This window comes from Pseudomonas sp. X10, from assembly GCF_054889225.1.
Window position 1 is genome coordinate 5,180,700 of the sequence record NZ_CM142677.1, and the last position, 19,513, is coordinate 5,200,212.

The following is a 19,513-nucleotide window of genomic DNA, read 5'->3' on the forward strand; positions in this document are numbered from 1 at the left end:
TGGCGGCAAGCCGGTTTCGAGCAAACACTCGAAACCGGCCCGGTTCATCTTTCAGCGCACGACCGCCAGTTCATGCCCACAAGCCAGGCAGTGACTCAACCATTCACCGAGGAACAGGTTGAGCTGGGCCTTCTCGTCCGGCTGATGCATGGCGGCATTCGGGTAAGGGTAGATACTGTGCAGGCGTCGGGTGTGCTCGGCGCTGACCACTTCGGCCATGCGCGCATCGTGGTACACCTGCACTTCCAGTTGCGGCACCGGTAGCCAGGGCAGGCTGTGCTCCTGGCGCACGCGCAAGGTGGTGGTGTAGGGGCAGGCCAACAACACGTCAAGCACCAGCACGCCGAGCATCTGGTCGCCCTGGGTCATGCCGATACGCCGTGAACTCTGGGTGGCGCGCATGTCCGGCAGCAGGCGCATCAGCCGGGCGTAGTTGGCCTCGCAGGCTGCCTGCAGCCCGGCCAGGTCGACCCGGTAGCGCTCGCGCAAGAGATTCACGACCACAGCCCCCTGACTTCCGAACGATTCAATGCGAGCCACTGCAGAGCGATGATGGTGGCCGCATTGGCAATCCTGCCGTCACGTACCGCTTGTAGGGCATCCTCGAAAGGCCATACCTTGACGCGAATGTCCTCGCCCTCCTCTTCCAGCCCGTGCAGCCCGCCGGCGCCGACGCTGCTGCAACGGCCCAGGAACAGGTGGACGAACTCGTCGCTGCCACCTGGCGATGGGAAATAGCGGGTCATCGGCCATAGCGCACTGAACGTAAGACCAGCTTCCTCCTCCGCCTCGCGGTGCGCAACTTCTTCCGGCTGCTCGTCCTTGTCGATCAACCCGGCCACCAGTTCGATCAGCCATGGGTTGGCGACCTTGTCCAGGGCACCGACACGGAACTGCTCGATCAACACCACCTCGTCGCGCTGGGCATCATAAGGCAGCACGCACACCGCATCATGGCGCACGAAGAGTTCACGGCTGATCTCGCGCCCCATACCACCGGCGAACAGTTCATGGCGCAGGCGCACCTTGTCGAGCCTGTAGAAGCCCTCGAAGCAGTTGGCCCGCTCGACGATCTCGACCGCCTTGGGCACTGAATTCAACGTATCTGACATGGGAATCCTCGTTACCTCATTCGCCGCATCGCGCCATCCTACTCTGCGTATCGTTGCGTTTCACCCCTTTAAAGATACCGTTGGGGCTGCGAGGATAGGCCACCGCTGCTCTGTTCAGCTTAGTGGCGAACTGAAGGCCCCGCCGACGGTCCAAGCCCGACAACCTTTGCCTTACAAGGATCATCATGACGTTCGCCAAAGTGACTTCCGTGGCCGTGCTGGCACTGGCCCTGGGCGCCTGCCAGAGCCTGTTCCAACCCAACCTGCGCGCGCCGATGGAGGTCAAGCGCGAAGCCTGGGAGCACATCAAGCCCGACTGCAGCGAAAGCGACTGCCCACTGGTGAACATCGACACCGTCCATTTCCCGGCGCTGCCCAAGCTCGACGCCATCGTCGAAAAACGCCTGCTGCAACTGACCGAGGATAACCAGCGCGGCACCCCGCCCGCCTCGCTCAAGGCCTATGAAGAGCAATACCTGCGCACCGCCGATAAGCGCAACAGCAGCTACCTGCAAGCTAAGGTACGCGAGCAGCATGACGGCCTGGTGATCGTCGAGCTGTCCAGTTACCTGGACAGTGGCGGCGCCCACGGCATGCCTGGCCGCGGCTTCATCAACTATTCACGCAAGCTGGACAAGGTACTGACCCTGCAGGACATGCTGGTGCCCGGACAGGAGGCGACCTTCTGGAAGACCGCCGAGGAGTCCCACCGCGCCTGGCTGATCAGCACCGGCATGGACAAGGACCCCGAGTTCGTCAAGACCTGGCCCTTCCGCCAGACCCCGCATGTCGCCCTCACCTATGGCGCGGTGGTGCTCAAGTACGAGGTCTATGCCATCGCGCCCTACTCCATGGGCCACATCGAGCTGAAGATCCCCTACCCGCGCCTCAATGGCGTGATCAAGCCGGAGCTGTTTCCCGGCCGCGGCTAAGGCAGAACAGCCCGTGCAACACCCCTGCCAGCAACAGCGCCGGCAGGGTTGCCCCCACATCGGAGGCATAGTTGGCTAACAAGTGGTAGGCGACGACACCTACCGCCCAGGCCAGCAACGCCCCCCAGTGCAGGCCGTTGACCGTCGCCGGCAGACGCCGCCGACGGATGACGAAATGGTCCATCAGCACCACACCGAACAGCGGTGCGAACAGCGAGCCGATCAGCAGCAGGAAGTTCTCGTACTGCGCCAGCGGCGCCAGGCAAGCGATCAGGGTGCAGAGCGCGCCGATGGCCAGGGCCAGATGCTCGACCTTGATACGCACCAGCAAGCCAGTGGATACGGCCGCCGAGTGAATGTCGGCGAAAGCGTTCTCCGACTCGTCCAGCAGAATCAGCAGCAGCGGGATGCCCAGGCCAGCACCGGCCAACGCCAGCAATAGCGCATTGACTTCGCCGCTCGGCGCGAAAGCCAGGGTATAGGCCACACCCAGGCTCATCAGCCAGCAGTTACCGATGAAATAACCCAGTGCTGTACCAGCGAACACCCGGCCAGCCCCTCGGGCGAAGCGCGAATAGTCGGCGATCAGCGGCAACCAGGACAACGGCATGGCGATGGCGATGTCGAAACCGACCGCCAGTGACAGCGAGCCATCCCCAGTGCGAGCCCAGAGCGCCGCCAGATCGGCCTTGGCGAACAGGTTCCAGGTCAGCCACAAGCAGGCGCCGAGCAGTAGCCAGATCCCCCATTTGCGCAAGACCTTGCGCACGAAGGTCAGCGGGCCGCAGATCGCCAGCAGGGTTGCCAAGGCACCGAAGCACAGGGTCCACAGCAACGGGCTGGTCCACAGACTGCCCTCGCCAAACGCACGGGCGCCCAGCAAGCTGGCCGCATCACGCATGACGATGATCTCGAACGACCCCCAACCGATCAGTTGCAGCAGGTTGAGCAGCGCCGGTAAACGCACGCCATGTCCCCCCAGGGTCAGACGCAAGGTACCCATCGCCGACAGGCCAGTGTCGCTGCCGATCACTCCGGCCGCCGCCAGCAACAACACGCCAACGGCAGTACCTAGGAAGATCGCCAGCAAAGCGCCGGCCAGGCCCAGGCCAGGGGCGAGCATGCCCCCGACCTGCAGGACCATCAGGCCGGTACCTAGGGAAAACCACAGGACGAACAGGTCACGGGCGCCAAACAGGCGTTGGCTGGCGGGGACCGGATGATTTGGGGAGAAATGACTGGGTGTGGTCACGGTGCAGTGCTCGACAGGATTATTGGGGAAACCCTATCGCGGGCAAGCCCGCCCCTACAGGTTCACTGGGCCTGTAGAAGCGGGCTTGCCCGCGATGCGGCCATTGGCCTCTGGATCAAACCTTCTGGTACAACTGGCTGCCTTCCTGGCGGAACCGCTCGGCCTGCTCACGCATGCCATCCTCGACCGCCACGTCCACCGCCGCGATGCGCTGGTTGGCGGCGTACTCACGCACTTCCTGGGTGATCTTCATCGAGCAGAACTTCGGCCCGCACATGGAGCAGAAGTGCGCGACCTTGGCCGACTCCTTGGGCAGGGTCTCGTCGTGGAAGGCCCGCGCGGTGTCCGGATCCAGGCCGAGGTTGAACTGGTCTTCCCAGCGGAACTCGAAACGCGCCTTGGACAACGCGTTGTCACGGATCTGCGCGCCAGGATGGCCTTTGGCGAGGTCGGCGGCATGGGCGGCAATCTTGTAGGTGATGATGCCGGTCTTGACGTCGTCCTTGTTCGGCAGGCCAAGGTGCTCCTTCGGCGTCACATAGCAAAGCATGGCGCAACCGAACCAGCCGATCATCGCCGCACCGATCCCGGAGGTAATGTGGTCGTAGCCTGGAGCGATGTCGGTGGTCAGCGGGCCGAGGGTATAGAACGGCGCCTCGTCGCAGCACTCCAGCTGCTTGTCCATGTTCTCCTTGATCAATTGCATCGGCACGTGGCCCGGGCCTTCGATCATGCACTGCACATCATGCTTCCAGGCGATCTTGGTCAACTCGCCAAGGGTTTCCAGCTCACCGAACTGCGCCTCGTCATTCGCGTCGGCGATCGAGCCGGGACGCAGGCCATCGCCCAGCGAGAAGCTGACGTCGTAGGCCTTCATGATTTCGCAGATTTCCTCGAAGTGGGTATAGAGGAAGTTCTCCTTGTGATGCGCAAGACACCACTTGGCCATGATCGAGCCGCCACGGCTGACGATGCCGGTGACCCGCTTGGCGGTCAGCGGCACGTAGCGCAGCAGCACCCCGGCGTGGATAGTGAAGTAGTCCACACCCTGCTCGGCCTGTTCGATCAGGGTGTCGCGGAACAGCTCCCAGGTCAGGTCCTCGGCAACGCCACCAACCTTCTCCAGGGCCTGGTAGATCGGCACGGTGCCGATCGGTACCGGCGAGTTGCGGATGATCCACTCGCGGGTCTCGTGGATGTGCTTGCCAGTGGACAGGTCCATGACCGTGTCCGAGCCCCAGCGGATACCCCAGGTCAGCTTGGCCACCTCTTCCTCGATGGAGGAACCCAAGGCGCTGTTGCCGATGTTGCCGTTGATCTTCACTAGGAAGTTGCGGCCGATGATCATCGGCTCAAGCTCGGTGTGGTTGATGTTCGCCGGGATGATCGCGCGGCCGCGGGCGATTTCCTCGCGGACGAACTCGGGGGTAATTTCCTTCGGGATGCTGGCGCCGAAACTGTGGCCTGGGTGCTGCTGGTCAAGCAAGCCGGCGGCGCGGGCTTCCTGCAGCTTCATGTTCTCGCGGATGGCGACGTATTCCATCTCAGCGGTGATGATGCCCTTGCGCGCATAGTGCATCTGGCTGACGTTGGCACCGGTCTTGGCCCGGCGCGGGTTACGTACGTGGGCGAAGCGCAGCTTGGTCAGCTCGGCGTCGTTCAGCCGCTGCTGGCCGAAGTTCGAGCTCAGGCCGGCCAGGCGTTCGGTGTCGCCGCGGGCGTCGATCCAGGCCGAGCGCACATCGCCCAGGCCTTTACGCACGTCGATGATGACCTCAGGGTCGGTGTAAGGGCCGGAAGTGTCGTAAACCAGCACAGGGGCATTGGCTTCACCGCCGAAGTCGGTGGGAGTGTCGTCCAGGCTGATCTCGCGCATCGGCACACGGATGTCAGGGCGCGAACCTTCGACATAAACCTTGCGCGAACGGGTGAAGGGTTGCACGGACTGCTGGTCGACCTGGGCGGACTCGCTCAGGTTGATCGTTTTTTCTTGTTTACTCATCACAGGCTCTCCAGACGGCTTCCTAGCAGTGGAATGTCGGGGGAGAACCTGAAAGACGCGGACACACCAGTGATGGTGCAGTGCCGGATACGCGGTGTGCCTTGAGCTTGCGAGCTGTTCGACATTCCCGGACCTGGCACAAGAGACTCGCCGGGAAAGCGAGAAATCTTGTTCCCTACGCAGGCGCTAACCTGATCAGGTTCAACGGGATCCGGAACTTTCCGATCTCAGCCTTTGCTTCAAGGCACCCCGACAAGAACGCGCCCAGTCTAGACTGGAGTGGTCATCAAAGCCAAGCGTGCAAGCACAGGGATGATGAATGGCGCAAAGGGTGGATTGTTGCCGGGTGCCGGCACCACTACACTGCCTGTCGCGCGATACTCATCAGTTCAGAAATTCTCTTACTCGTTCAAGGATTGCCTATGCTGCGCAAACTCTCACTGGCCATTGCCGTGTCTTGTGCTTCCAATGGAGTGGCCTGGGCAGTGGATGTGCCCACGACAGTGAAGACCGACCTGGTCAGCGTCTATCAGGAAGCGGTCGGCAACAACGCCGACCTGGCCGCAGCCCGCGCCGATTACGGCGCACGCCGCGAAGTCGTCCCGCAAGCCCGCGCAGGTCTGCTGCCGAATCTGTCGGCCGGCGCCGAGATGATGAACACTCGCACCAAGCTCGATGAACCGTCGATCACCTCCAACCGCAGCGGCAGTGCCTGGAGCGCCACCCTGTCCCAGCCGATCTTCCGCGCCGACCGCTGGTTCCAGTTGCAAGCGGCCGAAGCGGTCAACGAGCAAGCGGCCCTTGAACTGTCGGCGACCGAGCAGAACCTGATCCTGCAGAGCGCCGAGAGCTACTTCGCAGTGCTCCGCGCCCAGGACAATCTGGCCTCGACCAAGGCCGAAGAAGCGGCCTTCAAGCGCCAGCTCGACCAATCCAACGAACGCTTCGATGTCGGCCTCTCGGACAAGACCGACGTACTGCAGTCACAGGCCAGCTACGACACCGCCCGCGCCAACCGGATCATCGCCGAGCGCCAGGTGCAGGATGCCTTCGAAGCGCTGGTGACACTGACCAACCGCGAGTACGGCTCGCTGCAAGGCGTAGTTCACACCTTGCCCGTGCAGGTGCCGACGCCCAACGACGCCAAGGCCTGGGTCGAGACCGCCGCACGCCAGAACCTCAACCTGCTGGCCACCAACCACGCTGTCACTGCAGCCGAGGAGACCCTGCGCCAACGCAAGGCCGGCCACGCCCCGACCCTCGATGCAGTGGCCCGCTACCAGCGGGGCGACAATGACAACCTTGGCTTCACCAACCCCGCGCCGCAGCCCGGCGTACGCTACAGTGGCGATGTGGAGCAGACCAGTATCGGCCTGCAGTTGAACATCCCGATCTACAGCGGCGGCCTGACCAGCTCCCAGGTCCGCGAGGCCTACCAGCGCCTGAACCAGACCGAGCAACAGCGCGAAAGCCTACGCCGCCAGGTGGTGGAAAACACCCGTAACCTGCACCGCGCGGTGAACACCGATGTAGAGCAAGTGCAGGCGCGCAAACAGTCGATCATTTCCAACCAGAGTGCCTTGGAAGCCACCGAGATCGGCTACCAGGTCGGCACCCGCAACATCGTCGACGTGCTGGATGCACAGCGCCAGCTGTACACCTCGGTTCGCGACTACAACAACAGCCGCTACGACTACATCCTCGACAACCTGCGCCTGAAGCAAGCTGCCGGCACCCTGAGCCCCCAGGACCTGCAGGATCTGGGTCGCTACCTGAAGGCCGACTACAACCCGGACAAGGACTTCCTGCCACCGGACCTGGCGGAAGCGGCGGCGAAGAACTTCGAGCGGCGGCCGTGAAGGACCGCCAATCACTCACCTGAGGCGTGTGATCGCCGCTCTACCGGTACGCCGATTCGGCGCCAGACTGGTCCGTGATGGGCCAGTGCAGGCAGCAAGTCAGCAAGGCGAGGGCGTTGCCCTCGACCGCTGGCTCCTACTCGCTCTAGATCAAGCGCCCCAGCCCATCCAGCAAGCGCTGCAACGCCCCCTGGTTGGCCTGCATCACCGCCCTGCCCGCCTCCCCCATGCGCTGGGCATCCTGGGGCAGTTCGATCAACCGGCGCACCGCCGTGGCCAGGCCTTCGGCATCGTCGACCTCCTGTAAGGCGCCCGCCTCGCGCAGCATCGCAGCGATCTCCAGGAAGTTGAACAGGTGCGGCCCACTGATCACCGGCAATGACAAGGCCGCCGGCTCCAGCAGGTTGTGCCCGCCGTTGGGCACCAGGCTGCCACCGACGAAGGCAATGTCGGCCAGCGCATAGAGGAACAGCAACTCGCCCATGGTGTCGCCAAGCAGCACCTGGGTTTGCGCCTCGACTGCCGCGCCGGAGGAGCGCCGCACCGTGGCGAATTGCTCACGGCACTGCGCATGCACCGAATCGAAACGCTCCGGATGCCGAGGCACCAGGATCAGCAAGGCATCGCCATGGCTCTGGAGCAGTTGCTGATGGGCAGCCAGGATCACCGCGTCCTCGCCTTCATGGGTGCTCGCCGCGATCCACACCGGGCGCTGCACAGCGCCCCACTGCTCGCGCAATTGCCGGGCGCGAGGCAGAAGTTGTTCGTCGATCTTCAGGTCGAATTTGATCGAGCCTGTCACCTGCACGCTCTCGGGACGTGCGCCCAGGTTGCGGAAGCGCTCGGCCTCAGCCTCGGTCTGCACGGCGATCAGGCTCATCTCGGCAAGCATTGGCCGGGTCAGCCCGGCGAAACGTGCATAGCCCCGGGCGGAGCGCTCAGACAGCCGGGCATTGGCCAGGGCCACCGGGATGCCGCGCTTGACGCACTGGTGGATATGGTTGGGCCACAGCTCGGTTTCCATGATGATGCCCAGGCGTGGACGGATATGGTCGAGGAAACGGCCGGATGCCCATGGCAGATCATAGGGTAGGTAGCAGTGCTGGATACGCGGCTCGTTGCCGAACAGGGCGCGGATTCGCTCCGAACCGGTCGGGGTCATGCAGGTAATGGTGATCGGCAAATCTGGGTACGCCTGCAGCAGGGCCCGCACCATGGGCGCAGCAGCGATACTTTCGCCCACCGACACAGCATGAACCCAGATACCGCCCTGTTGCATCGATGGCAGCTTGAAGGCGAAGCGCTCGGCAATCCGCTGGCCGTAGGCTGGAGCCTTGCGCGCACGCAGGAACAGGCGCAGCGCAACCAGCGGCAGGCCCAGGTGAAACAGCAGGGTATAGAGGGGTCTATTCATGGTGGTGCAGTGTACTAGCCTATGGCTCTCAAGTGCACAGCGAAGCGCTCGGCCAGCCATTGTGCCGCAGGGCCCAAAGGTTCGTCGCGGCGCCAGGCCAGCTCCACCACCAGGGCCGGCGGTCGCCACTCGCTGGGCAACTCGACCATCTGCGTCTGGTACGTCGGGTACTGCACCACATGCCGCGGCAACCAGGCCCAGCCCAGGCCACGCATCAACAATTCGGCCATGGCGTAGAAACTGTCCGCGCGCCAGATCTGCGGACTGATCGCTTCGCCGCCCGGGTAGTCGCTCTGCTGCGGTGTGATCAATAACTGACGGTAGCGGGCCAGTTGCTGGCGGGTGACCCGCGGCTCGCCGGCCAGTGGATGATCCACGGCGCAAACCGTGACCATTTCCACGCTGCCCAGGGCCCGGCGCTCCAAGGACGCGGGCATGCGCTCATGGTGGAAGAACAGCCCCAGGTCAGCGCGACGTTCTACCAATTTGCGCGCCACATCGCCTTGAGCGCCGCTGGCCAGTTGCACTTCGAGCAAAGGGAAGCGGGTGGCCAGCTCATCAAGGCTGTCGATCACTGGCTGATAAGGCATGGCTTCATCCTGGGCCACCCGCAGCAAGGCCTCCTGCCCACGCATCAGCGCCAGCGCCCGACCGTCCAGGCGCTCGCACTGGCGCAGCAGTTCGCGGGCATCTTCCAGCAAGGCGGCGCCCTTTTCGGTCAGGCGGGGCTGACGGCCACTGCTGCGCTCGAACAGGGTGACGCCCAGGTCCGCCTCCAGCAGGGCGATGGCGCTGCTCACTGCTGACTGCGCTTTGCGCTGCTCGCGAGCGACAGCCGAGAACGAACGTAACTCGGCCACCCGCACAAAGAGGCGCAGTTGCTCCAGATTCCAATGCTCCGCCATGCAACCTATCTCCATTAAAGATAGGTAATGACTTTACCCCATCCAGGTAATGCCTAAAATGCCTGCCTAGCAACCGAGGACCATCCCCCATGAACGCCTACACCTACCTGGCCATCGCCATCTGCGCCGAAGTCGTCGCCACTGCCTCGATGAAAGCGGTCAAAGGCCTGAGCACGCCACTACCGCTGCTGCTGATGGTCTGCGGCTATACCGTGGCGTTCTGGATGCTGACCCTGGTGGTGCGCAGCATTCCCGTGGGCATTGCCTATGCCATCTGGTCAGGCCTGGGCATCGTCCTGATCAGTGTGGCGGCTTTGATCATCTATGGGCAGAAGCTGGACACTCCGGCCATGCTCGGCATGGCCATGATCGTCGGAGGCGTGGTCGTGATCCAGGTGTTCTCGAAAACCGCCGGCCATTGATTCGCCTCACAGCCTGTATACTGGGTGTCTGTCCCAGCTTGTGAGGTCCATGCATGCCATCTGCCATTTCCACTGACGTCCTGATCGTCGGCGCCGGGGTCGCAGGCCTCTGGCTCAACGCCCGGTTACGCCGGCTGGGCTATTCGACGGTCTTGGTGGAACGCGCCAGCCTCGGTGGCGAGCAGACCATCAAATCCCAGGGCATCATCCATGGCGGCGCCAAGTACGCCCTGCATGGCGCCCTGACCGGTGCCTCGGAAGCCATCGCCGACATGCCTCGGCGCTGGCGCGAGGCGATTGCCGGCACAGGTGAGCTGGACCTGCGCGATGTGCGCCTGCTTTCCGATGCCCATTACCTGTGGTCGCCCGGTACCCTGGCGGGCAACCTCACCAGTTTCTTCGCCAGCAAGGCGGTGCGTGGCCGGGTCGACCAGGTCAAGGGTGACCAGTTACCCCCTGCCCTGCAGGACCGCGCCTTCAAGGGCAAGGTCTATCGCCTGGCGGAACTGGTCATCGACGTTCCCAGCCTGCTGCACAGCCTGGCCGCACTGGCTGGCGACAGCCTGCTGGCCGGCGAGCGGATCGAACCGCTACGCGAGGGCGGCGAGCTGGTTGGCCTGAACGTCGATGGCCGCGAGATTCGCGCCCAGCGTATCGTCCTCAGTGCAGGTGCCGGCACGGCCGATCTGCTCCATGAGCTAGGGCTGAGCCAGCCAGCCATGCAACTCCGGCCGCTGCACATGGTCATGGCCAAGGGCCCGAGCCTGAAACCGCTGTATGCCCACTGCCTGGGTGGCGGGCCCAAGCCACGCATCACCGTGACAACCCATCCGGCCAACGATGGCCAGTGGGTCTGGTACCTTGGCGGCGACCTGGCCGAAGCCGAGGGCGTGGCCCGCGAACCGGCCGCGCAGATTGCCGCAGCGCAGAAGGAAGTCGCCAGCCTGCTGCCTTGGCTCGACCTCAGTCAGGTCCGCTGGGCCACCGTGCGTATCGACCGCGCCGAACCAGCCCAATCGGGCCTGGTACGCCCCGACAATGCCTTCCTTGCCGAACAACAACGCCTGCTGGTGGGCTGGCCGACCAAGCTGGCGCTGGCGCCGGATTTCGCCGACCGCGTGCTGGCAGCACTGGAGCGCGACGGTATCCGCCCGGTCGCCCAAGCTGACCTCTCCGACCTGCCACGCCCGCCCATCGGCGTCCCGGCCTGGGAGCAATTGCTGCCATGAGCCTGCCAACCCTGCACGATTTCCATCGCCCTCTGGGCAGCACCGGTCTCAAGGTCTCGCCGCTGGGTTTGGGCACGGTCAAGCTCGGACGTGACCAGGGCGTAAAGTACCCCACCGGCTTCACCATTCCCGGCGACGACGAGGCCCATCTATTGCTGGCCCAGGCCCGCGAGCTGGGCATCAACCTGATCGACACCGCGCCAGCCTATGGCCGTAGTGAAGAACGCCTGGGCCCTCTGCTACGTGGCCAACGCGATGAGTGGGTGATCGTCAGCAAGGTGGGTGAAGAGTTCGACGACGGCCACTCCAGGTTCGACTTCAGTGCCGACCATACCCGCCTGTCGGTGGAGCGCAGTCTCAAGCGCCTGGAGACCGATTGCATCGACCTGGTGCTGGTCCACTCCGACGGCAACGATCTGGCGATCCTCGAACAGGAAGAGGTCTACGCGACCCTCGCTGCGCTCAAGCAGGAAGGCAAGATCCGCGGTTTCGGCTTCTCCGGCAAGACCGCCGCCGGAGGTCTGAAAGCCTTGGAGCAAGGGGACTGCGCCATGGTCACCTACAACCTCAATGAGCAGGCGGAGCGCCCGGTGCTGGACTATGCCGCCGAACATGGCAAGGCCATCCTGGTGAAGAAAGCCCTGGCCAGCGGGCATATCTGCCTGGCGCCCGGGGTCGACCCGGTACAGGCCAGCTTCGAACTGCTGTTTGCCCACCCCGGAGTCAGCAGTGCTATTGTCGGCACCATCAATCCGTTGCACCTGGCCCACAACGTGGCCACGGTAGCCCGCATCCTGGGCCAGCACTGAGCCGCGAACGCGGCCGCCCCAACGCAAGGAGGAGCCTCGTGCCGCGAACGCTGATCCGCAAGAACCCGAGTAACTTCAAAACCCTGCCTCTGCATGTCGAAGCCACCCCCGATGGACTGAGCTACCAGAGCATCGGCATGCCACTGAACTTCGCCCAGACCCTGCAGCGGCGCAAGGCAATCCAACTGGCCGACACGCAGCACTTCGTTGTCGAACTGGCCAACCTAGGGGTCTCGGTACGCCTGACCCTGCACTGGCAACACCGCGACTACTGGGTGCTGGTGCGCCAACGACGGCAGGATCGCGGTGATGTGGTACTCAAGCTGATATCCGGTTATGTGCCAGCCCAGGAACTGAACCTGCCGCTGCACACGGCCATCCAGGAAGTGGCGGAGGAATGCTTGCTGGAAACCCCCGAGGGCTGGCTGGGGGGACGCTTCAACGACACTTGGCTCCCAGCTCCCTATGCTGCCGCCCTGCACTACCGCGAAGCCATGCCTTTTATCCTCACTCCACAGTCCGGTGCCGCACGCCCAGTGCACTGCGGCAACCTCACCCTGCTAGAGCGCCCCCAGGCCTATGTGCACCTGCCGACAGCCTCCCTGCAGCTGATCTACGACCTGCGCCTGCAGGTGCCCAAGGAAGCCAAGTCCCTAAGCCTGTTCCACGTTGATGAGCGCCTGGAGGGCGATCAACTGGTCGCCCGGCTCAACCGCAAGCGCCCGGACCTGTACCTGATGCCATTGGAAGATGGTCGGCCATTGCCCGAACTCTACACCCTGAGGAAGGGCACGCTGGTTCCGGCCAGCACCCGTGGCCTGTACCTGGCCGAGAGCTTCGCCCAACAGGAAGGATGGGTGGTCAGGGAAGAGCGAATTCGCTGGAAGGATTGGCTGAGGCAGCAAGGGCTGGCCCAGCCGAAACCGGAGACCAGGCTGCGGCGCCTGACCGGCAAGGCCCGGGAATTGCTGAAGTTGGCGCGTACATCACTGCACAAGTAATCGGACGAGGGCTTTGCCCTCGAGTCGCTGGCAAGTCGGGGCCGCTTGCGGCCCAATCGCAGCGGTTCGACGCCCCGACAAGCCAACCCCACAGTATCTGTACATACCTCGATTCCTGCGGTCGATGCTGAACTGTGGGTGCTGGCGAAGCCTGCGATTGGGCGGCACAGGCATCACTTGCCCCGGCAACTCAGTGCTTGCGGATCTTCTCGACAATGGCCGTGGTCGAGCTATTCTCGACCAGCCCCAACACCTTCACAGTACCGCCATAGGCCTTGACGATATCGGCGCCGACCACCTGGTCGATGCCATAGTCGCCACCCTTGACCAGCACATCGGGCTTGACCTGGCTCAGCAGGTTCTCCGGCGTGCCTTCAGGGAAGCTGATGACCCAGTCCACCGCACCAAGGCCAGCAAGAACGGCCATGCGCCGGTCAACACTGTTGATCGGGCGGCCCGGTCCTTTCAGACGGCTGACCGAGGCGTCGTCGTTGACCGCGACGATCAGGCGGTCACCTTGGGCACGCGCCTGCTCCAGGTAGGTCACATGGCCGGCATGGAGGATGTCGAAGCAACCATTGGTGAAAACGATCTTCTCGTTATGCGCACGCGCATCGTCGATCGCCAGCAGCAGCTGGTCGAGGCTGAGCACGCCACGCTCCGAGCCTTCCTCACGCTGGATCGCCCGGCGAAGCTCGGGGGCGCTGATTGCCGCGGTACCCAGTTTGCCGACCACGATGCCCGCAGCCAGGTTGGCCAGGCCGACCGCATGGGGCAGTTCTTCGCCAGCAGCGATAGCCGCAGCCAGGGTGGAAATCACGGTATCACCGGCCCCCGTAACATCGAAGACTTCGCGGGCCCGTGCTGGCAGGTGCAAGGCCGGATGGCCAGGGCGCAGCAAGGTCATGCCATGTTCGCCCCGGGTCACCAGCAAGGCACCCAGCTCCAGATCCTGCATCAGCTCCAGGCCCTTGGCCACCAGCTCAGCCTCATCGGCGCAGCGGCCGACGATGGTCTCGAACTCGTTGAGGTTCGGAGTGATCAGGCTGGCGCCACGGTAGACCGAAAAGTCCTTGCCCTTGGGATCGGCCAGCACCGGAATGCCTTTGGCACGGGCGGCCTGAATCAGGCCCTGATGGTTCCTCAGGGCACCTTTGCCATAGTCCGAGAGGACCAGCACCTTGACTCCATCGAGCAAGGTATCGACCTCGGCCCCCAGGGACAGTGGGTCGGTGGCGAAGGGTTCTTCGAAATCGATGCGCAGCAGTTGCTGGTGTCGGCTCATGACCCGCAGCTTGACGATGGTCGGCTGATGCGCGATGCGCTGGAACACCGAGCGCACACCGGCGGCGTGCAGGCTGTTGGCCAGGCTCTCGGCGGCTTCATCCTGGCCGGTAACGCCGACCAACGCTGCCGGCGCTCCCAGCGCGGCGATGTTCAAGGCGACGTTGGCCGCACCGCCGGGACGATCCTCGATCTGTTCGACCCTGACCACCGGCACTGGCGCTTCAGGCGAGATCCGGGACGTACCGCCATGCCAGTAGCGGTCGAGCATGACATCGCCGACCACCAGAACCGGGGCTTGATCGAAACGCGGCATGGACAACTTCATGGGCAACCCATATGGAAAATTTAACAGGGGCAGGATATTAGCACAGGCCAAGCGACGGCTTTATTGCCACGGTGGCCGACAGTCATCCCGGGAAACAATCGGGGCCATCAAGGCCCCGGTTCGCATGGACTCAGGTGATGTCGGCCTTGGCCGGCTCGTCCAGGCCCATGGCATGCAGCTTGGCATAATGGCCATTAGCCTCGAGCAGCTCGGCATGGGTGCCGCGCTCCACCAGACGACCCTGGTCCATCACCAGGATCATGTCGGCTTTCTCGATGGTCGACAGGCGGTGGGCGATCACCAGGGTCGTGCGGCCTTCCATCACATGGTCCAAGGCGGCCTGGATATGACGCTCCGACTCGGTATCCAGGGCTGAAGTCGCCTCGTCCAGGATCAACAACGGCGCGTTCTTCAGCAGAGCCCGCGCAATCGCCAGGCGCTGGCGCTGGCCACCGGACAGCAGCACGCCGTTTTCCCCGACTTCGGTATCGAAGCCCTTGGGCAACTGGTCGACGAAGTCCTTGGCATAGGCGTCCGCCGCAGCGGCCTCGATTGCCTCGCGCGGGGCGCCGGCCAGGTCACCATAGGCGATGTTGTTGGCCACGGTGTCGTTGAACAGGGTGACGTGCTGGGTCACCTGGGCAACATGGCGCCGCAGGTTGCGCAGGCGGTACTGCTCGATTTCCACGCCATCGAGCAAGATCTGCCCCTGGTCATGGTGATAAAAGCGCGGGATCAACCCGGCCAGCGTCGACTTGCCGCTGCCCGAGCGGCCTACCAGGGCGATCATCTGGCCAGGCTCCGCTGTGAAACTGATATCAGACAGCACCTGGCGCTCGGTGCCGGGGTACGTGAAGCTGAGATTGCGGACTTCTAGGCGGCCTTCGACCCGGTCCTTTTCCACCGTGCCCTTGTCGACTTCCGGTTTTTCGTCCAGTTGCTCGAAGATGCTCTCGGCACCGGCCAAGCCTTTCTGGATGGTCGAGCTGACTTCCGATAACTGGCGAATCGGCTTGGGCAATAGGCCAGCAGCGGTAATGTAGGCCACCAGGTCACCGGCGGAGGCATCGCCGCGCAGGAACAGCACCAGGAACATCAACGCCGCCATGGCGCTGTAGATCACCAGTTGCAGCATCGGGGTGTAGACTGCGCCGGTCTTGGTCATGCGCAGCTGCTTGTCGGTGTTGCTCTGACTAGCGTTATAGAAGCGGCGCTCCTCGTACTGCTCGCCACCAAAGCTGCGCACCACGCGGTAGCCCTGGATGGTCTCGGAGGCGACATGAGTCACGTCGCCCATGGCCACCTGGATCTTCTTGCTCTGCTTGCGGAATTTCTTGCTGGCAGTACTGACCATCAAGGCGATGACCGGCAGGATGGCGACCATCACCAACGTCAGCTTCCAGTTCATCCACAGCAGGTAGGCAAACAGGAAGACCACGGTCAGGCCTTCACGGATCACCACCTTGATCGCATCGGTGGCAGCACCGGTGACCATGGTGACGTTGAAGGTAATCCTCGAGATCAGGTGACCGGAGTTGTGGTTGTCGAAGTAGCGATTGGGCAGGACCAGCAGCTTGTTGAACAATTCAACGCGCAGGTCGTGCACCAGGCTCAGGGAAACCTTGGCCAGGAAGTAGTTGCCCAGGAAAGACCCAAGCCCTTGCCAGGCGGCGATCAGGATGATCAGCAGCGGCACTGCCTGCAGCAGTTGCAGGTCGCGCAGGTAAGGCACATCGGGAAATAGCACAGCCTGCGGGTTGCTCAGGCCATCGACGAAGTACTTGAGGATCCCGGCCAACATCGGCTGGGTCGAGGCAAAGATCACGAAGCCCAGGATACTGAGCAGGAAAATGCCTACATAGGGTTTCACATAGCTCAGCAGCCGGAAGTAGATCTTCAGGCTGGAGTTCTGCTCCGCCGCTAGCGGTGTTTCAGCCATCATCGAGCTCGCTATTCAGGTGGAACCGGAAATTTTACCACAGCCTTGGTCCTCGGCAGGCCTCCAGGCCAACATGAGGGCCAGCCCGACCGGCAGCCAACTGACGAACCACTCAGCACGCGGGGTTCCGGTCAGGCTGGCGGCATCGAACTGCATGGCCAGGGTCGAGTACACCCAAACGCCCAACAGGGCCTTGCCGAAAGCCGTGGCACGTGCACGCCAGATCTCGCGCAGAGCACATAACCAGACAGACAGCCAGAGCAGCATACCGGGCAGGCCTAGTTCGATGGTGACATGGGTGAACATGTTGTGAGTGTGGTCGAACACCTTGCCCACCGCCTCGACACGGTAGAAAGCACCGAGCCCCAGGCCGCCCCATGGATGCTGGGCAATCATGTGCAGGGACGACTGGAAGATTTCCGGCCGGTACGACGAGCCACGCAGCATGATCAGGTCATACATCAGCAGGAACGCCACCCCGGTGGCCACCAGCGCCCCCCCGGCGACCAGGCAGCTACGCCAGTCCCGGCACCACAGCGGAGTCAGCAGAAGAGTGATCACCAGCGCCAGGGCGGCACCACGGCTCTGGCTCATCACCACGAAAAGCCCCAGGCAGGCCAGGGCCAGGGCCCAAGGGACGAAAAGCCCACGTTGCCGAGGCCAGTCGTGCAACAGCCAGATGATCGCTACGCCAATGACGTAGGCCCCCAGGATCGGGTGGGAAATCTCGCCTATCCCCTCCAGGCGGGCACTCAGGGGAAATGCGAGCACGCCATAGTAGTGAATGATCGAAATCAGTGCCGCCACACCTAGGGCGATACCGCCCAGCCAGAGCAGCCGCCGGGTCTGCACGGCGCCAAGCTGCGCCAAAAGCGGAAAGGCCAGGAGGAACAGCAGGATGTACAGCAGGCGCTTGCCCTCGCGCGGCCCTTCCTCAGTGGAGGACCAAGCCAGGGTCAATGCGCTCCAGCCCAGCAACAGTGCCACGCTCAACCATAAAGCAGGCTGACGCCGCCAGGCATCGATGAACACCTGCCGGGCTGACCATGCCAGCACCAGCGTCGGTAGCCAGAGGAAGAGTATCAGCCCTTGCTGGTAAATCTTGTTGCTCGGCGCCAGAGCAATAGCCCCAAGAAACCAGACAAAACCAAAGGCCAGCCAGACTTGCGCCCAGCGTCTTTCATACAACATCCCTTCCCCCAGTCAATCAAACGGATACCGTCATGGTGTATTCGTATAGTTTTCGGCATTATTGCCGGTCATTTTGCTTGCCCAGAAGACAAGGCCCTACTCATGCAATGCTCCCGGCTCTCCCAGGTCGACTTCGATCAGCTGACACTCGGCGCCAAGGTTCTTGAAGCAGATAGCTACGGCGCCAAAGTCTACCTGCTCAAGGACGGAAATATCCTCAAGGTTTTTCGTCGCAAGCGTCTGATTTCATCTGCGTTGCTTCGTCCGTACTCACAACGCTTCATCGACAATGCCATGCGCTTGGCGCAGCTGGGCATTCCGACACTCGAAGTGATCAGCCACCACAAGCTCGAGGCGCCCGGCAAGACAGCCGTGCTCTACCGCCCGCTGCCCGGCCAGACCCTGCTGCAATTGTCGCGAACGCCAGGCTTCAGTTGGAAGGAACGCCTGCCCGAGCTGATCGAGCTGATCCGCCACCTGCACCGTTCGGGGATTTATTTCCGTTCATTGCACCTGGGCAACGTGGTCGTTACACCCGAACAGCAAATGGGGCTGATCGACGTGGCCGACATGCGCTTCATGCGACCGCCGCTGTCGCCCCGGATGGTACGACGCAACGTACAGCACTTTGCCCGTTACATTGGCCGGGAACAGCTCGGCGATCAGTTCCCCCTCGCCGAGCTCGAACAGGCGCTGCTGGGCCGCTGAGCCCTAACGCCCCAACAGGCTCGCCGAACGCTGGCAGAAGGCTTCCCAGCCCCGCTCAGGAGCGAGCGAGCGACGTTGCGCTGCAGCCAGTTCCGCGGCTGGAAGCGCCTGGCATTGCTCGATAGCCGAGGCCCAGGCCTCGACATCATCGATCGGCAGGTAACACGGCACATCCCCCAACTGCTCATGGAATACCGGCAGGTCGCTGCACAGTACTGGCACGTCGGCAAGCACCGCCTCCTGCACCACCAGCCCGAGCCCCTCGGAGCGCGAGGGTACGAGCAGGCAGTCGAAGGCCCGGTACAGTTGCGCCAGGTCTTCCCGGTGGCCAAGCAGAAATACACGCTCCGCCAGCCCAAGCGATTCGATCCGAGCCTGCAGATGCTGTCGCAATTCACCTTCACCCAGAATGACCAGGCTCAAGTCCGGCTGCCGGGCAGCGGCCCTGGCGAAGGCATCCAGCAGGAGATCGAACCCCTTGCTCTCCACCAGACGCCCCACCGCCCCCATCACCCGGCCAATATCGTCAGACAGACCGAGCGCCTGCCGGGCCTCACTGGCCGGCTTGAGTTTCTGTTGAAAGGCATAGGGGTCCAGGGCAATGCGCAAGGCCTGAACCGGCCGGCCTATGTCCTGCTCCAGGGCATGAGCGAGGGTAGAGGAAACCGCTGCGATCGTCAGGCGCTGCGCCGGTATGGAGCGCAGCAGGTCGAGATCGGTGGCATGCAAGCGTGTTGAACCGTGAAACAGTATCGTTGCCCGCAGCTCAGGCATGGTTCGCAGCACTGGCAGCATCAAACGTGCGACACCCAGGCCATCGAGCAGCAAGGTATGGGCATTAGCCTGCTGCAGAGCTGCACACAGCCGCGCGCGCAACCAGGGCCGGAGCAGACGCCATAGGTGGCGCCCCTTGAGCAGGCGTTGGGACAAATGCCATTCACGCGTATTGCCGAGCGCGCAACAGACGTTCTGCCCCTGCAGCAACCAATTGGTCACAGAAATGTTTTCACCAGCCTGGGAAAGAATTTGTTGATGGACCTTGTGGACAGACCAGTAGGCGGCGCCACCGGCCCACATAACGTTGACGATATTCATGGGGAGTTCTCCCCTGTTCCCAGCTGTTTGA

Annotated in this window: 17 protein-coding genes and 1 riboswitch; of the genes, 7 read left to right on the forward strand and 10 right to left on the reverse strand. The window is 63.2% G+C overall.

From position 1 onward, the window contains the following. Positions 1–51: 51 nt before the first annotated feature. Both ACYU03_RS23585 and ACYU03_RS23590 read right to left on the reverse strand, forming a co-directional pair. The gene (locus ACYU03_RS23585; protein WP_461887016.1) at positions 52–504 is read right to left on the reverse strand and encodes a DUF1249 domain-containing protein; all 453 of its coding nucleotides are present in this window, start codon (positions 502–504) and stop codon (positions 52–54) included. Further along, a complete protein-coding gene (locus ACYU03_RS23590) occupies positions 495–1,112 on the reverse strand; it encodes an NUDIX domain-containing protein (RefSeq protein WP_461887017.1) in 618 nt (205 codons plus the stop codon). The genes ACYU03_RS23585 and ACYU03_RS23590 overlap by 10 nt, the downstream gene beginning before the upstream one ends. A gap of 185 nt (positions 1,113–1,297) precedes the next feature. On the opposite strand from ACYU03_RS23590, the gene ACYU03_RS23595 reads away from it, so the two are divergent. Next, a complete protein-coding gene (locus ACYU03_RS23595) occupies positions 1,298–2,044 on the forward strand; it encodes an RsiV family protein (RefSeq protein WP_461887018.1) in 747 nt (248 codons plus the stop codon). On the opposite strand, the gene cytX is transcribed toward ACYU03_RS23595, so the two are convergent. Next, positions 2,013–3,296: a putative hydroxymethylpyrimidine transporter CytX gene (gene cytX / locus ACYU03_RS23600; protein WP_461887019.1), complete on the reverse strand. Its 1,284-nt coding sequence runs from the start codon at positions 3,294–3,296 to the stop codon at positions 2,013–2,015. The genes ACYU03_RS23595 and cytX overlap by 32 nt on opposite strands. A gap of 115 nt (positions 3,297–3,411) precedes the next feature. Beyond that, entirely contained in the window at positions 3,412–5,298 is a 1,887-nt protein-coding gene (gene thiC / locus ACYU03_RS23605) for a phosphomethylpyrimidine synthase ThiC (RefSeq protein WP_461887020.1), read from the reverse strand. 155 nt (positions 5,299–5,453) lie between these two features. Continuing rightward, positions 5,454–5,560, reverse strand: a riboswitch (TPP riboswitch). Between the two features lie 160 nt (positions 5,561–5,720). On the opposite strand from thiC, the gene ACYU03_RS23610 reads away from it, so the two are divergent. Further along, complete coding sequence (locus ACYU03_RS23610) at positions 5,721–7,157, forward strand: TolC family outer membrane protein (RefSeq protein ID WP_461887021.1); 1,437 nt, start codon at positions 5,721–5,723, stop codon at positions 7,155–7,157. 145 nt (positions 7,158–7,302) lie between these two features. Here the strand turns inward: ACYU03_RS23610 and waaA are convergent, their stop codons facing one another. After that, positions 7,303–8,571 carry a lipid IV(A) 3-deoxy-D-manno-octulosonic acid transferase gene (gene waaA, locus ACYU03_RS23615; RefSeq protein ID WP_461887022.1) on the reverse strand — a complete coding sequence of 423 codons (1,269 nt, stop codon included), beginning with the start codon at positions 8,569–8,571 and terminating at the stop codon, positions 7,303–7,305. Between the two features lie 14 nt (positions 8,572–8,585). Then, on the reverse strand, positions 8,586–9,476 hold the full coding sequence (locus ACYU03_RS23620) for a LysR family transcriptional regulator (RefSeq protein WP_461887023.1): 891 nt from the start codon (positions 9,474–9,476) through the stop codon (positions 8,586–8,588). A gap of 89 nt (positions 9,477–9,565) precedes the next feature. On the opposite strand from ACYU03_RS23620, the gene ACYU03_RS23625 reads away from it, so the two are divergent. Genes ACYU03_RS23625 through ACYU03_RS23640 form a run of 4 tightly spaced genes read left to right on the forward strand, consistent with a single transcriptional unit; the run spans position 9,566 to position 12,937 of the window. Beyond that, positions 9,566–9,898, forward strand: coding sequence for a DMT family transporter (locus ACYU03_RS23625; RefSeq protein ID WP_461887024.1), 333 nt, complete (start codon positions 9,566–9,568; stop codon positions 9,896–9,898). A 53-nt stretch (positions 9,899–9,951) separates the two neighbouring features. Continuing rightward, positions 9,952–11,127: an NAD(P)/FAD-dependent oxidoreductase gene (locus ACYU03_RS23630; protein ID WP_461887025.1), complete on the forward strand. Its 1,176-nt coding sequence runs from the start codon at positions 9,952–9,954 to the stop codon at positions 11,125–11,127. Beyond that, complete coding sequence (locus ACYU03_RS23635; protein WP_461887026.1) at positions 11,124–11,936, forward strand: aldo/keto reductase; 813 nt, start codon at positions 11,124–11,126, stop codon at positions 11,934–11,936. Before ACYU03_RS23630 ends, ACYU03_RS23635 begins: the two co-directional genes overlap by 4 nt. 38 nt (positions 11,937–11,974) lie before the next feature. Then, on the forward strand, positions 11,975–12,937 hold the full coding sequence (locus ACYU03_RS23640; protein ID WP_461887027.1) for a metal ABC transporter ATPase: 963 nt from the start codon (positions 11,975–11,977) through the stop codon (positions 12,935–12,937). A gap of 190 nt (positions 12,938–13,127) precedes the next feature. Here the strand turns inward: ACYU03_RS23640 and hldE are convergent, their stop codons facing one another. The 3 genes from hldE to ACYU03_RS23655 all read right to left on the reverse strand — a co-directional run bounded on the left by hldE (position 13,128) and on the right by ACYU03_RS23655 (position 17,679). Next, positions 13,128–14,549, reverse strand: a complete 1,422-nt coding sequence (gene hldE, locus ACYU03_RS23645) for a bifunctional D-glycero-beta-D-manno-heptose-7-phosphate kinase/D-glycero-beta-D-manno-heptose 1-phosphate adenylyltransferase HldE (protein ID WP_461887028.1) — start codon at positions 14,547–14,549, stop codon at positions 13,128–13,130. A 130-nt stretch (positions 14,550–14,679) separates the two neighbouring features. Next, positions 14,680–16,488 carry a lipid A export permease/ATP-binding protein MsbA gene (gene msbA, locus ACYU03_RS23650; protein ID WP_461891535.1) on the reverse strand — a complete coding sequence of 603 codons (1,809 nt, stop codon included), beginning with the start codon at positions 16,486–16,488 and terminating at the stop codon, positions 14,680–14,682. 15 nt (positions 16,489–16,503) lie between these two features. Further along, positions 16,504–17,679 (reverse strand): O-antigen ligase family protein, encoded by a 1,176-nt coding sequence (locus ACYU03_RS23655; RefSeq protein WP_461887029.1) that lies wholly within the window; start codon positions 17,677–17,679, stop codon positions 16,504–16,506. Positions 17,680–17,781: 102 nt separating this feature from the next. Between ACYU03_RS23655 and ACYU03_RS23660 the strand changes: the two genes are divergently transcribed. After that, entirely contained in the window at positions 17,782–18,387 is a 606-nt protein-coding gene (locus ACYU03_RS23660) for a BUD32 family EKC/KEOPS complex subunit (protein ID WP_461887030.1), read from the forward strand. Between the two features lie 3 nt (positions 18,388–18,390). Here ACYU03_RS23660 and ACYU03_RS23665 read toward each other — a convergent pair whose 3' ends face one another. Next, entirely contained in the window at positions 18,391–19,482 is a 1,092-nt protein-coding gene (locus ACYU03_RS23665) for a glycosyltransferase (protein WP_461887031.1), read from the reverse strand. Positions 19,483–19,513 lie beyond the last annotated feature (31 nt).

Bases quoted from the DNA above. Each gene is read 5' to 3' on its own strand.
- ACYU03_RS23655 (WP_461887029.1), bottom strand. From the start codon at position 17,679: ATGTTGTATGAAAGACGCTGGGCGCAAGTCTGGCTGGCCTTTGGTTTT.
- ACYU03_RS23630 (WP_461887025.1), top strand. From the start codon at position 9,952: ATGCCATCTGCCATTTCCACTGACGTCCTGATCGTCGGCGCCGGGGTC.
- hldE (WP_461887028.1), bottom strand. From the start codon at position 14,549: ATGAAGTTGTCCATGCCGCGTTTCGATCAAGCCCCGGTTCTGGTGGTC.
- ACYU03_RS23610 (WP_461887021.1), top strand. From the start codon at position 5,721: ATGCTGCGCAAACTCTCACTGGCCATTGCCGTGTCTTGTGCTTCCAAT.
- ACYU03_RS23635 (WP_461887026.1), top strand. From the start codon at position 11,124: ATGAGCCTGCCAACCCTGCACGATTTCCATCGCCCTCTGGGCAGCACC.
- ACYU03_RS23595 (WP_461887018.1), top strand. From the start codon at position 1,298: ATGACGTTCGCCAAAGTGACTTCCGTGGCCGTGCTGGCACTGGCCCTG.
- ACYU03_RS23590 (WP_461887017.1), bottom strand. From the start codon at position 1,112: ATGTCAGATACGTTGAATTCAGTGCCCAAGGCGGTCGAGATCGTCGAG.
- ACYU03_RS23620 (WP_461887023.1), bottom strand. From the start codon at position 9,476: ATGGCGGAGCATTGGAATCTGGAGCAACTGCGCCTCTTTGTGCGGGTG.
- waaA (WP_461887022.1), bottom strand. From the start codon at position 8,571: ATGAATAGACCCCTCTATACCCTGCTGTTTCACCTGGGCCTGCCGCTG.
- ACYU03_RS23625 (WP_461887024.1), top strand. From the start codon at position 9,566: ATGAACGCCTACACCTACCTGGCCATCGCCATCTGCGCCGAAGTCGTC.
- ACYU03_RS23660 (WP_461887030.1), top strand. From the start codon at position 17,782: ATGCAATGCTCCCGGCTCTCCCAGGTCGACTTCGATCAGCTGACACTC.
- thiC (WP_461887020.1), bottom strand. From the start codon at position 5,298: ATGAGTAAACAAGAAAAAACGATCAACCTGAGCGAGTCCGCCCAGGTC.
- msbA (WP_461891535.1), bottom strand. From the start codon at position 16,488: ATGGCTGAAACACCGCTAGCGGCGGAGCAGAACTCCAGCCTGAAGATC.
- ACYU03_RS23665 (WP_461887031.1), bottom strand. From the start codon at position 19,482: ATGAATATCGTCAACGTTATGTGGGCCGGTGGCGCCGCCTACTGGTCT.